At 68.8% G+C, this 12032-nt stretch carries 10 protein-coding genes and 1 tRNA gene; 3 read left to right on the top strand and 8 right to left on the bottom strand.

The genetic code is table 11. The annotated features are described in order from the left end of the window. Positions 1 to 38: 38 nt before the first annotated feature. From ACR68M_RS22670 to ACR68M_RS22655, 4 genes are all read right to left on the bottom strand, one after another. Positions 39 to 1094, bottom strand: coding sequence for an ABC transporter permease (locus tag ACR68M_RS22670; protein WP_441245938.1), 1056 nt, complete (start codon positions 1092 to 1094; stop codon positions 39 to 41). Next, complete coding sequence (locus ACR68M_RS22665) at positions 1091 to 2632, bottom strand: sugar ABC transporter ATP-binding protein (protein ID WP_441245937.1); 1542 nt, start codon at positions 2630 to 2632, stop codon at positions 1091 to 1093. Before ACR68M_RS22665 ends, ACR68M_RS22670 begins: the two co-directional genes overlap by 4 nt. Positions 2633 to 2647: 15 nt before the next feature. Then, positions 2648 to 3697: a substrate-binding domain-containing protein gene (locus ACR68M_RS22660; RefSeq protein ID WP_441245936.1), complete on the bottom strand. Its 1050-nt coding sequence runs from the start codon at positions 3695 to 3697 to the stop codon at positions 2648 to 2650. A 304-nt stretch (positions 3698 to 4001) separates the two neighbouring features. Then, positions 4002 to 6494, bottom strand: coding sequence for a chitinase C-terminal domain-containing protein (locus tag ACR68M_RS22655; RefSeq protein WP_441245935.1), 2493 nt, complete (start codon positions 6492 to 6494; stop codon positions 4002 to 4004). 304 nt (positions 6495 to 6798) lie between these two features. Between ACR68M_RS22655 and ACR68M_RS22650 the strand changes: the two genes are divergently transcribed. After that, a complete protein-coding gene (locus ACR68M_RS22650) occupies positions 6799 to 7644 on the top strand; it encodes an HNH endonuclease signature motif containing protein (protein ID WP_441245934.1) in 846 nt (281 codons plus the stop codon). A gap of 74 nt (positions 7645 to 7718) precedes the next feature. Continuing rightward, positions 7719 to 7792: transfer RNA gene (locus tag ACR68M_RS22645), tRNA-Leu, on the top strand. Between the two features lie 69 nt (positions 7793 to 7861). On the opposite strand, the gene rdgB is transcribed toward ACR68M_RS22645, so the two are convergent. The 4 genes from rdgB to ACR68M_RS22625 form a co-directional block, all read right to left on the bottom strand. Next, positions 7862 to 8473: an RdgB/HAM1 family non-canonical purine NTP pyrophosphatase gene (gene rdgB / locus ACR68M_RS22640; protein ID WP_441245933.1), complete on the bottom strand. Its 612-nt coding sequence runs from the start codon at positions 8471 to 8473 to the stop codon at positions 7862 to 7864. 37 nt (positions 8474 to 8510) lie between these two features. Then, positions 8511 to 8900, bottom strand: a complete 390-nt coding sequence (locus ACR68M_RS22635; RefSeq protein ID WP_441245932.1) for a hypothetical protein — start codon at positions 8898 to 8900, stop codon at positions 8511 to 8513. 165 nt (positions 8901 to 9065) lie between these two features. After that, positions 9066 to 9797 carry a ribonuclease PH gene (gene rph / locus ACR68M_RS22630; RefSeq protein ID WP_441245931.1) on the bottom strand — a complete coding sequence of 244 codons (732 nt, stop codon included), beginning with the start codon at positions 9795 to 9797 and terminating at the stop codon, positions 9066 to 9068. Between the two features lie 102 nt (positions 9798 to 9899). Next, positions 9900 to 10133, bottom strand: coding sequence for a glucose PTS transporter subunit EIIB (locus ACR68M_RS22625; RefSeq protein WP_018517946.1), 234 nt, complete (start codon positions 10131 to 10133; stop codon positions 9900 to 9902). A gap of 351 nt (positions 10134 to 10484) precedes the next feature. Between ACR68M_RS22625 and ACR68M_RS22620 the strand changes: the two genes are divergently transcribed. Continuing rightward, positions 10485 to 11774 (top strand): PTS transporter subunit EIIC, encoded by a 1290-nt coding sequence (locus tag ACR68M_RS22620; protein WP_441245930.1) that lies wholly within the window; start codon positions 10485 to 10487, stop codon positions 11772 to 11774. Positions 11775 to 12032: the final 258 nt, after the last annotated feature.

Genomic DNA, 12032 nt, shown 5'->3' with positions numbered 1-12032 from the left:
CCCACAAACCCGGCGCCCCTACGCCGGGAGTCCACCGGTCAGGCGGGCAACCCGATCGCCCGCTCCCCGCTGCGCCGCTGCTGGATGACCACGGCCACCACCAGCAGGCAGCCCTGCGCGACGTTCTGCCAGAAGGCGTTGATGTTCTGGCCCGTCAGGCCGTTCTCCAACGCCCCCAGCAGCGCCACCGCCAGCAGCGTGCCGCCGATCCCGCCCTTGCCGCCGCGCAGCGCACAGCCGCCCAGCGCCGCCGCCGTGATCGCCTTCAGCTCCAGGCCCTCACTCCCGGACACCGGCTGCCCCGACCCCGTCCGGGCCGTCAGCAGGATGCCCGCGACCGCCGCCACCGCGCCGATCAGGCCGTACACCGCCACCAGGTACTTGTTGATGGAGATGCCCGCCAGCCGGGCCGCCGTGTCGTTGCCGCCCAGCGCGTAGATGTTGCGGCCGATGTCCGTGTACTTGAGCATCACGTGCACCGCCGCCGCGACCAGCAGCAGGATCCAGATCATCACCGGCAGCCCGGCGATCTTGCCCCGGCCGAGGAAGACGAAGAGGCCGTCGTTCATCACGTAGCCCTGCGCCCGGCCGTCCGAGACCAACTGCGCCACACCCTTGTACGCGGCCAGCCCGGCGAGCGTCGCAATGGTCGGGTTCACCCGGCCGTAGACGATCACCACGCCGTTCAGCACCCCGACCAGCACCCCGACCCCGACGGCCGCACCCATGCCGACCAGCGCGTTCGACCCCGCCGAGGTGAACGCCATCGCGCTCACCACCGAGGCGAGACCGGCCTGCGAGCCCACCGAGATGTCCAGGCCGCCACAGATGATCACCACGGTCTGGACCACCGCCAGCAGACCCGTGATCGTCACCGCCTCGCCGATCACCTGCACGTTGTTCCAGCTCAGGTAGTTGTCGTTGAGCGACCCGAACAGGATCAGCACCACCGCCAACGCACCGATCAGGCTGAGATTCTGACCGCCGATCCGGCCGACCCAGGAGGCCGCCTTCGCCGACGCGCTCTCGCTCTTCCCGGAGTTGCCGGTCTTGCCGGTCTCCCCGGTCTTCCCGGTCAAGGTGCTGCTGGTCATGCCGTCCTACCTTCCTGTGCCGACCCAGCCAGGTCGTCCACCATCGCCAGCGAGAGGATCGCCTCCTCGGTCGCCTCCGCCCGGCCCAACTCACCGGTGACACGGCCGTTCTGCATCACCAGCACCCGGTCCGACAACCCGATCACCTCGGGCAGCTCGGAGGAGATCACCAACAGGGCCACACCCTGCTGCGCCAGGTCGGCGATGATCTGGTAGATCTCCGCCTTCGCCCCGACATCGATACCCCGGGTCGGCTCGTCCAGGATCAACACCTTCGGCTTGCGCGCCAGCCAGCGGGCCAGCACCACCTTCTGCTGATTGCCCCCGGACAGCTTGCGCACCTCGTGCTCCACCGACGGCGTCCGCACCCGCAACCGGGCCACGTACTCCTCGGCCACCTCCCGCTCCGCCGCCCGCCGCACGAACCGCGCCCGGCGCAACCGCTCCAGCACCACCAACGCGATGTTGTCGCGGATCGAACGGTGCAGGAACAGCGCCTGCGCCTTGCGCTCCTCCGGAGCCAACCCGAGGCCCGCCCGGATCGCCGCACCCGGACTACCGCCCTTCAGCGGTACACCGTCCAACAGCACCCGGCCGCTGCGCACCGGCAGGTCACCGGCCAACGCCAACGCCAGCTCGGAGCGCCCGGCCCCGATCAACCCGGCCAGACCGACCACCTCACCGGCCCGGATCTGCAGGTTGATGCCGTGCACCTCGTCGGTGTGCAGCTCCTGCACGTCGAGCACCACCCGGTCGGTGGCGACATCGCCCTGCCGGACGAACATCGCCGACAGGTCACGCCCGACCATCATCCGGACGATCTCGCCCTCGTCGGTGTTCGCCGCCTCCAGCACCCCCGCCAGCGTGCCGTCCCGCAGGACGGCGATCCGGTCGGCGAGCTGGAAGATCTCCGCCATCCGGTGCGAGACGTAGACCACCGCGACACCCTGCTCACGCAGCCGACGGATCAGCGCGAACAGCGCCTCCACCTCCTGCTCGGAGAGCGAGGAAGTCGGCTCGTCGAAGGCGATCACCTTCGCCTCACCGGTCAACGCCCGCAGGATCTCCACCAACTGCCGCTGCGCCGGGGTCAGCTCGGAGCCGAGCAGCTCCGGGTCGAGCACCCGGTCGAAGCCGAGCCGGGCGAGGTCGGCGCGGATGCGCCGCCCCAGCTCGGCCCGGTCCAGCCGGCGCCCGGCCCGGCGGGGCAGGGCGCCTGCGTACACGTTCTCGGCGACCGAGACGTGCGGGATGATCTCGGGCTCCTGCGGGATGATCCTGATGCCCGCCGCCTTGGCCTGGGCCGGCGAGTGGAGCTCGACGGGCTGGCCGTCGACCACCACCTGCCCCTGGCTGGGCGGCTGGACCCCCGCGAGGATCTTGAGCAGGGTGGACTTGCCGGCCCCGTTCTCACCCATCAGGGCGGTCACCTGACCGGCCGGGAAGTCCAGCGTCACCCCGTCGAGTGCCTGGACGGCGCCGAAGCGCTTGCCCAGATCGCGCACCCCGGTACTGGACGGAGTGCTCTCACTGCTCATGGTCGTCATGTCAGCTCAGCTGCACTTGACGCCGGAGGCCTGCCAGTTGGAGGCATCCACCATCTTGGTCGGGGCGAAGGCCTCCTTGGGGAAGTCCTTGGCGTTCTTGAGCTTGTCGTACATGGTCTGGACGGCCAGCGCGCCGACGTCGCTGCCGTTGATGAACAGCGCGGCCTTCATGCCGGACGGCTTGCCCGCACCCCAGCTCTTGCAGGCCAGGTACGCGCCGAGGCCGACACCGATCACGTTGTCGGCGCTGAAGCCCGCATTCTGCAGCGCGGTGACGCCACCCTGGACGTTCTCGTCGTTGCAGCCCCAGACGACCCAGTGCTTGACGCCCGCGTTGGCCGTGACGGTCGCGGCGATCTTGTCCTGGGCGCCGGTCGGGGTGTTGTCGGTCGCCACGTCGATGTTCTGGACGGTGGCACCCGCCGCGCCGTTGAAGGCGTCCTTGGCGGCCTTCACGCGGTCACCGCAGACGGTGACGTCCTGCTTCCAGGCGGAGATGACGCGGGTGTCCGCGGCGCTCCAGCCGGCCTTCTTGAACTCCTCGGCGGCCCGCTTGCCGACCTCGCCGCCCATCTGGGCACCGCTGAAGCCGATCCGCGCGACCAGGCCGTCGGCGGCGCACTTGGACGGGTCCGGGCCGGAGGTGCAGATCTGGTCGTCCGAGGTGAGCAGCGGGGTATTGGCGTCCTTGGCGGTCTGCGCGACCTGCGGGCCGACGGCCGGGTCCGGCACGACGATGATCAGGCCGTTGGACTTCTGCGCGATGGCGGACTGCACCTCGCTGACGGTCTTGTTCGCGTCGTTGCCGAGGTTCACCACCTTGAGGTCGACGCCCAGCTCGGCGGCCTTGGCCTTGGCACCGGCGGCCTCGCCGATGAAGTACTCCTGGTCGCCCTGCTTCTGCAGGTACGTCATCGAGATCTTGCCGCTGACGGTGCTCGGAGCGGCATCGGCACCGGTGGTGGACTCCCGGCCGGTCGAACAGGCCGTCAGGCCGAGGGTCAGGACGAGGCCGACGGCGGCGGCGGCGCGGCGGCTGAGACGCGAACTGGACATGCGGGGCTCCCCTTGGAGACGCAGAGGGTGGTGCCTGAGCTAGGGCTCAGAATCCATCAAAATCAAACAGGATCGAACTCGCTGGTGGATATGACACCCCTGGGGGCATTGCTCCGTCAAGGGCTTCGAAGGACACATCTCGGCTACGTCTGCGACATCCCGGCAAAACATCCCACCCCGCGTGCGCCCGGAAAAACGCAGAGGCGGTGGCGGCACACCCCCCGACCGGGTGCACCGCCACCGCCGCCTGATACCTCTGCGACCTGCCGCTATGTCATGTTCTGTGGGCTCACATCATGACAGCTCAGCACGGCCCGAGGTCGTTCCACACCCCCCACGCACCCGTGGTGCTCGGGTCCTCGCCCGTGGTCCACCACTTGTTGCTGTAGTTGTGGCCCTTCCAGGACACCTTGGTGCCCGTGGTGGCGTAGACCGCCCCCGCGCTCCAGCTCGGGGCCGTACAGGCGCCAGGAGGCGTGCTGGGGCTCGTGCTGGGGCTGCTGGACGGGCTGCTGCTGGGGCTGGAGCTCGGGGAACTGCTCGGGCTGCTGCTCGGCGAGCTCGACGGGCTGCTCGACGGGGAGCTGCTGGGGCTCGAGCTCGGGCTGCTGCTCGGGCTGGGGGACGAGGTCCCGCCGCCGCTGATCGCGCCCCGGGCCAGGTCGCCGGTCAGGCCGTACAGCGTGCCGCCGACGTTGACCGTCCAGTTGGACGGTGTGGAGACCGGCAGGTAGTAGACGAAGTCGATGTCCACCGAGGCGCCCGGCGCCAGCGACTGCCAGGCCGGCAGCTTCACCGAGGCACGGTTGTAGGTGCCCTTGAGGCCGCCCACGTTGCCCGGCCCGGGGTTGTCCTGCCGGATGGTGGTCAGGCCGAAGCCGGACTGGTCCTTGGCGTTGCCCGGGGCCGAGTTGGAGTAGTCGAACTGGAACTCCGTGCCGCCCGGCAGGGTCACCGTCGAGTTGTTGACGATGTGGATCTTCGGGTTGATCGGGTAGTTCGAGTCACCCAGCGCGAAGTTGGTGAACGAGACGTCGACCGGCAGCGTCTGCGTCGGCAGCGTGGTGGTCGAGCGGATCGCACCGTACGGCGAGGCCGCCTTGAACTTGTCGTACATCAGCGAGGTCAGGGTCGACCCCTGGACGTACTCGCCCTTGCCGCCGTTGGCCGCCGCGTCCCACTTGTAGTCGCCCGCCAGCTCCCAGATCATCGCGCCGCCGGCGCCCTGGTTGACGAGGTAGTCGGCCTTGGCGCCGACGGACTGCTCGTCCTCGGTCGACAGGAAGACCTTCTTGCTGTCGTTCCACAGCCACGGCGCACCGAGCGCCGAGCTGTAGTTGCGGGCGTAGCTACCCTGCAGCGAGGTGTCGGTCAGCCCGTACTTGGAGAGGTAGTCGGGCACGACGCCCTTCTCCAGGTTCTTGGCGTGCCACATCGGGTTGGAGCCCGCCGGGGCCTCCTTGCCGTTGGTGTCGAGGTCGTGCCAGAGGTTGTCGATCCCGACCGCGCCGTCACCACAGGTGGTCAGCCCCGAGCCCGCCGGGCAGCTGGACGTCTGCGAAGTCCCCCAGAGGCCGTTCGTCCCGCCGCTGACGTTCTTGAAACCGCGGGTGTAGTACGGCAGGCCGATGTTGATCCGCCCGGCCGGCATCGCGCCGCGGAAGTAGTGGTACGCCCAGTCGGCGTTCAGGTAGCCGATGCCGCCGTACTGCGAAGTCCCGTAGACGTTCGCGGCCTTGAGCTCGGCGTCGTTGCCGTCGTCGTAAAGCGAGGCGTTCGGCCCGACGTACTGGTTCCACGCGCCGTGCAGGTCGTACGACATCACGTTCACGTAGTCGAGGTACTGGGTGACCGGGAAGGTCTCCATGCCGCGCAGCAGGTAGCCGGAGGAGGGCGAGGCGATCGACAGCAGGTAGTACTTGCCGTCCGCCGCGCTGGCCCGGTCGAGCTTCTCGCGCATGGTCTTCAGCAGGGCCGCGTAGCCCTTCATCAGCGAGCCGCGCTTGGCGTTGGCCGTCGTCCAGTCCAGCGGGTTGCCCGCGTCCTTCATCGAGGTCGGGTACTCGTAGTCGAGGTCGACGCCGTTGAAGCCGTACTTCTGGATGAACGCGACCGAGGAGTCCGCGAAGGTGTTGATCCCGGCCTGGTTGACGCTGCCGTCCGCGTTCGTGGTCATCGAGTAGAAGCCACCCGAGCCCACCCGGTTGCCCGAGTCGTCGAAGTAGCCGCCGGTCTCGGCCCAACCGCCCACCGAGACCATGGTCTTGACGTTCGGGTACTGCTTCTTGTACTTGCTCAGCAGGTTGAAGTGCCCCTGGTACGGGAGCGTCGGGTCCATCTCGGCGCCCGCCACCCCGGGGAAGGTCATCCCGGTCGCGGCGTTGTTCGGGCCGTCGGAGCCGACCGAGATCTTGTTGTCACTCCCCACGTGCCCGAAGGCGTAGTTGAGGTGGGTGACCTTGTCCCAGGGGATGTTGTTCACCAGGTAGGCGGGGGTGCCGTCCTTGCCGGTGCGCCAGCCCGTGAAGTACCCGATGATGCGGCGCTGGTGGTCCGCGCCCATCTTCTCGCGGCCCGCACCGTCGTAGACGTTGCAGTACGGCACGTCCACACCGGGCGTCGTGTACATCCCGTCGGGCCGACAGGACTGGTTGTCCACGGCAGCCGACGCCTGCGAGGGCGTCGCCCCGAGCGTGGCCACCAGCAGACCGGCCAACCCGGCGGCGGCAACCGAGGCAAAAGCCACCCGGACACCGGACTTCTTGCGGCTGGCAGCGGTGGGACGCTGCGTCGCCATGGATCGGATCAACACTCGGTCCTCCAGGAGAGAGTGCCGTCGCACGCTGTGGGAAGCGCACTGTGGGGGAGGTCGGACACCCCGCAGCCGACGCCCGGTCAACCCCCGACCGCCACTCTGCAGGTTGGCGAGAAGCTATGTGGTCTGAACCACATAGGTCAATAGGTCTGTACCAATCGGCACCCAACCGACACCCGCCGACCCCCCTCACAACATCGTGATCCGTACACCACGTACCCCTCCCCCCAACCCCTCGTTAGCCCGTCCGGGGGACCGGTGAACCACAGGCCCAGGAGGGGCGAACATGCCGATCAAGTACACCCGCGAGCTACTCAGCGCGCTGGCCGCCGAGTCGAGCAGCGTGAACGACATGATGCGTCGGCTCGGCGTGCCGCTGGCAGGCGGCACCCACAGCTACCTGAGCAGGCGGCTGAAGTTCTACGGGATCGACACCTCGCACTTCAACGGAGGTCGTCCGGACTACGGGCGCCGCCGCTACACGAGGGAGCAGCTCGCGGAGGCCGCCGCCCACAGCACCAGCATCAATGAGGTGCTCGGCTACATGGGCATCACCCCGTACGACAGCATCTACTCGTACTTCAAGAAGCGGCTCCGCGACTTCGGCATAGACACGTCGCACTTCTGCTTCCGAGGCGACGGCAAGCGCCGGACGAGGCTGGTCTCCAAGGACGTGCTGGCCGAGGCTGTCGCCGAGCACCACAGCCTCGCCGGCGTCATCCAGGCCCTCGGCCTGACCGAGGGCGGCTCCGCCCGAGCCCAGGTGAAGGAGCACATCACGCTGCACGGGCTCGACATCAGCCACTTCACGGGGCAGGCGCACAACAAGGGCAAGAAGACCGGCCCTCGCCGGAAGCCCGAAGAGCTACTCGTCCGGCTCCCGCCAGGCAGCCACCGAACCCCCGGCGACCGACTCCGCGCCATGCTGGTCCACATCGGCCGCCCCGACCGCTGCGAAGAGTGCCACACTCCACCGAGCTGGCGCGGACTGCCGATGACGCTGGAGGTGGATCACGTCAACGGGGACTGGCTCGACAACCGCGCCGACAACCTGCGCCTGCTCTGCCCGAACTGCCACGCCGTCACCCCGACCTACTGCGGTCGCAACAAGCGACAGCTCTCCGCCGCCTGATCTCCCGGCACCCGTTCCGGCGGCAATTCTCGTTACCCAGGCACGATTCACAGACGGTAGGCTGGCTTCGGCATGCGCCCGTACTCCAGCTGGTAGAGAGCTATGTCTTAGGAACATAGGGTCGTGGGTTCGAGTCCCACCGGGCGTACAGAGCAAAGTGGCCCTTCCTCCTTCGATTCGAAGGCGGAAGGGCCACTTGCTTTCAGCGGACGATCCGTCAGCTCAGCAGGTCGCGGACGATCGGGGCCAGGGCCCGGAAGGCGTGGCCGCGGTGGCTGATGGCGTTCTTCTCGGCGGGGGTGAGTTCGGCGCAGGTGCGGGTCTCGCCGAGGGGCTGGAGGATCGGGTCGTAGCCGAAGCCGCCTTCGCCGGCGGGGGTGGTGCGCAGGGTGCCGAGGAGGCGGCCCTCGACGACGCGTTCGGTGCCGTCGGGGAGGGCGAGAGCGGCGGCGCAGGCGAAGTGGGCGCCTCGGTGCGGGTCGGCGATGTCGGAGAGCTGGGCGAGCAGGAGGTCCAGGTTGGCGCGGTCGTCGCCGTGCTTGCCGGCCCAGCGGGCGGAGAAGATGCCGGGGGCGCCGTGCAGGACGTCCACACAGAGGCCGGAGTCGTCGGCGACGGCGGGCAGGCCGGTGGCGCGGGCCAGGGCGTGGGCCTTCAGCAGGGCGTTCTCGGCGAAGGTGACACCCGTCTCGGGCACGTCCGGGATCTCGGGGTACGCGTCGGCACCGACCAGGTCCCAGCCGTCCCCGTCCACGCCGCCGAGGATGGCGCGCAGCTCGGCGACCTTGTGCTGGTTGCGGGTGGCGAGGACGAGGCGTCGGGTAGTCATGTGTCCCACCCTACTGAGCCGGAGGGGGCGGGCCGCGTCAGCCGGTGCAGATCTTGCTGAGGTTGGCGGCGGCGTCACCGAGCGGCTTGAGGTCGGGGGTCTCCTTGGCGTCGATCGCCTTCTGGGCCTTGTCGACCTGGGTCTGGAGGTCGGTGACGGCCTTGGCGACGTCGGTGTCGCTGGAGTTGCGGCCGAGCTGGTCGAGGTCCTTCTTGAGCTTCTGAAGGGCCTGTCCGGCGGCCTGCGGGTTCTTGTCCGCGTTGTTGAAGGCGGTGCCTGCGTCGGCGATGTCGCCGGCGACGCGGGCGGCGGTGGTGCCGCAGTCGATCGCCTTCTGGGCGGCGGAGCAGCTCACCGCGCTGAGCGGGAGGACGAGGATGAGCGCGGCCACGGCGAGAGTGGTGGAGCGGTTGATGCTGTTCGGCATCGGGAGTCCTCCGGTGAAAGCTCTTGGCTGGTCCGGTAGGGAAGGACGGCGCACGGGGGTGCGCCGGTTCCCGTACGGGACGTCTGCGCGGAACGGTACGGGCTCCGGCCCCCGCCTGTACAGCGTTGGCGGCCGGAGCCCGTAGCAGGCCGGGCAAGGGCCGGGCTAGAGCGAGGCTTCGAGCACCTTGCGCTGGATCTCGTCGAGCTCGGCGCAGCCGAGGGTGCCGAGGTCGAGGAGCTGGTCGAGGAGGGCGCGGTCGAAGGGGGCGCCTTCGGCGGTGCCCTGGACCTCGACGAAGCGGCCGTCGGCGGTGCAGACGATGTTCATGTCGGTCTCGGCGCGGACGTCCTCCTCGTAGCGGAGGTCGAGCATGGGGGTGCCGTCGATGATGCCGACGCTGACTGCGCTGACGCCGCCGGTGATGGGCTGGCCCTTGGCGCGGAGGATCTTCTTCTCGCGGGCCCAGGTGACGGCGTCGACGAGGGCGACGTAGGCGCCGGTGATGGCGGCGGTGCGGGTGCCGCCGTCGGCCTGGAGGACGTCGCAGTCGAGGACGATGGTGTTCTCGGCGAGGGCGCGGTGGTCGATGACGGCGCGCAGCGAGCGGCCGATGAGGCGGCTGATCTCGTGGGTGCGGCCGCCGATCTTGCCGCGGACGGATTCGCGGTCGCCGCGGGTGTTGGTGGCGCGGGGGAGCATGGAGTACTCGGCGGTGACCCAGCCTTCGCCGGTGCCCTTGCGCCAGCGGGGGACGCCCTCGGTGACGCTGGCGGTGCAGAGCACCTTGGTGTCGCCGTAGCTGATCAGGACGGAGCCTTCGGCGTGCTTGCTCCAGCCTCGTTCGATGGTGATGGGCCGGAGCTGTTCGGGGGTGCGGCCGTCGATGCGTGACATAGCTTCCGAGCGTAGTCGCTCGGGGGTGGGGCCCGCGTACGCGAGGGCCCGCCGACCGGGGGTGCGGTGGGCGGGCCTCGGTGGGGCGACCGTGGGGTCAGCTCACATCATGTCTTCGATGTCGGCGGCGATGGGGTCGGCGTCGGTGCCGATGACGACCTGGATCGCGGTGCCCATCTTGACGACGCCGTGGGCGCCGGCGGCCTTGAGTGCGGCCTCGTCGACCTTGGAGGGGTCGATGACCTCGGTGCGGAGGCGGGTGATGCAGCCTTCGACCTCTTCGATGTTCTCGATACCGCCGAGACCGGCGACGATCTTCTCAGCCTTGCTGGCCATGTCTTTCTCCTCTGTCTCGGCGCTCCGACAGCGTTGCCGGGTGCCGTCCTTGCTCGGTGCAGGGGGTGCCCTCTGCCGGGAGGTGACGCGGGCTCAGGTGCCGCGCTGTGCAACAGCGCGACAAGCATCGCCCGACTCCCGACGGTTTGCCACGTTAGTCCACTTTTGGCCCATTTCGGCGCGCGCACTCCCGATCATCACCCGAGGATGACGATCAATGGGCTCAGGACCCGACGCGCCCCGGCATTGCCATTCAAGTGGTCTACACCAATATTAGGTGCACTTCGGACAACGCCGGACCCGCCCCCGGTGTTCCGCGGCCGCCGCACGAGGCACCCGGAGGGCGAAGAGATGAGTTCGGCAGGCGCCGCACAAGTGCAGGCACCGTGGTGGCACGGCTTCTACGGCGGGCTGCAGAAGATGGGCCGCAGCCTCCAGCTCCCGGTCGCCGTCCTCCCGGCGGCCGGCATCCTCAACCGCCTCGGCCAGCCGGACGTCTTCGGCAAGGACGGCCTGGGCTGGGACAACGTCGCCGCGGCGGTCGGTGCAGCCGGTGGCGCCCTGCTGAACTCCTCGCTCGGCCTGCCGCTGCTCTTCTGCATCGGCGTCGCGATCGGCATGGCCAAGAAGGCCGACGGGTCGACCGCCCTCGCCGCGGTCGTCGGCTTCCTCGTCTACTACTCCGTGCTACAGGCCTTTCCCGACAGCTGCTCGGGCGGGACGGTCCTGAAGGGCAACCAGTGCGTCGACTTCGCGGCCCAGAAGGCGAGCCCGGTGACGTACCAGAACCCCGGGGTGCTCGGCGGCATCCTGATGGGCCTGATGTCGGCCTGGCTGTGGGTCCGCTACCACCGCGTCAAGCTGGTCGACTGGCTGGGCTTCTTCAACGGCCGACGCCTCGTCCCGATGATCACCGCAGTGGTCGGTCTGCTCCTCGGCGCGCTGATGGTGTGGGTCTGGTCGCCGATCGGCACCGGCCTGACCGACTTCAGCAAGTGGCTCTCCGACCTGGGGGCCTGGGGCTCCGGCATCTTCGGTCTGGCCAACCGCTCGCTGCTGCTGATCGGCATGCACCAGCTGCTGAACACCTTCGTCTGGTTCCAGTTCGGCTCGTTCACCAAGCCGGACGGCACGGTCGTCAACGGTGACATCAACCGCTTCCTGGCCGGTGACCCGACGGCCGGGCAGTTCACCTCCGGCTTCTTCCCGATCATGATGTTCGCGCTGCCAGCCGCCGCGCTGGCGATCGCCCACTCGGCCAAGCCGCACCGCCGCAAGGAGATCTACGGCCTGATGACCTCGGTCGCGCTGACCTCCTTCGTCACCGGCGTGACCGAGCCGATCGAGTACTCCTTCGCCTACATCGCCCCCGCCCTCTACGCCGCGCACGCCGTGCTGACCGGCGCCTCGATGGCCGTCACCTGGGCGCTCGGCGTCCACGACGGCTTCAGCTTCTCGGCCGGCCTGATCGACTACGTCATCAACTGGAGCCTGGCGACCAAGCCCTGGATGATCATCCCGATCGGCCTGGTCTTCGCGGTCGTCTACTACGTGACATTCCGTTTCATCATCGTCAGATTCGATCTCAAGACCCCCGGCCGGGAGGACGAGGACGAAGTCGAGGACGTCACCAAGGCCTGACCGACCCAAACCTCCTCTTCGTACTCGATCCACCCCTCGAAAGGCCCTCGGACCCTATGGCCCGGGGGCTTTCGGCATGCCCGGAAAGGGACCATCGACCCTGTCACAATTCCGTTCCCCCTGGGCCGGCTGACCCCGCGTCGGATTCATTTCGGCGCAATGTCGGAAGCGTGTTAGAACAGTTCTGCACCCCCTAGTGGTGTAGACCAATCGGTGCTCAGCCGATCGGTGCGCGACGTGGCCCACCGCCGAAGGACG

It is taken from the genome of Kitasatospora sp. McL0602 (genome assembly GCF_052076145.1).
Taxonomy (GTDB): domain Bacteria; phylum Actinomycetota; class Actinomycetes; order Streptomycetales; family Streptomycetaceae; genus Kitasatospora.
Note: the sequence above shows the minus strand (reverse complement) of the source record. Positions and strands in the feature narration are given on the sequence as shown.

Excerpts from the sequence above, each read along its gene's own strand:
- ACR68M_RS22650 (WP_441245934.1), top strand. The coding sequence starts at position 6,799 with ATGCCGATCAAGTACACCCGCGAGCTACTCAGCGCGCTGGCCGCCGAG.
- ACR68M_RS22655 (WP_441245935.1), bottom strand. The coding sequence starts at position 6,494 with ATGGCGACGCAGCGTCCCACCGCTGCCAGCCGCAAGAAGTCCGGTGTC.
- ACR68M_RS22635 (WP_441245932.1), bottom strand. The coding sequence starts at position 8,900 with ATGCCGAACAGCATCAACCGCTCCACCACTCTCGCCGTGGCCGCGCTC.
- rph (WP_441245931.1), bottom strand. The coding sequence starts at position 9,797 with ATGTCACGCATCGACGGCCGCACCCCCGAACAGCTCCGGCCCATCACC.
- ACR68M_RS22665 (WP_441245937.1), bottom strand. The coding sequence starts at position 2,632 with ATGAGCAGTGAGAGCACTCCGTCCAGTACCGGGGTGCGCGATCTGGGC.
- ACR68M_RS22670 (WP_441245938.1), bottom strand. The coding sequence starts at position 1,094 with ATGACCAGCAGCACCTTGACCGGGAAGACCGGGGAGACCGGCAAGACC.
- rdgB (WP_441245933.1), bottom strand. The coding sequence starts at position 8,473 with ATGACTACCCGACGCCTCGTCCTCGCCACCCGCAACCAGCACAAGGTC.
- ACR68M_RS22620 (WP_441245930.1), top strand. The coding sequence starts at position 10,485 with ATGAGTTCGGCAGGCGCCGCACAAGTGCAGGCACCGTGGTGGCACGGC.
- ACR68M_RS22625 (WP_018517946.1), bottom strand. The coding sequence starts at position 10,133 with ATGGCCAGCAAGGCTGAGAAGATCGTCGCCGGTCTCGGCGGTATCGAG.
- ACR68M_RS22660 (WP_441245936.1), bottom strand. The coding sequence starts at position 3,697 with ATGTCCAGTTCGCGTCTCAGCCGCCGCGCCGCCGCCGCCGTCGGCCTC.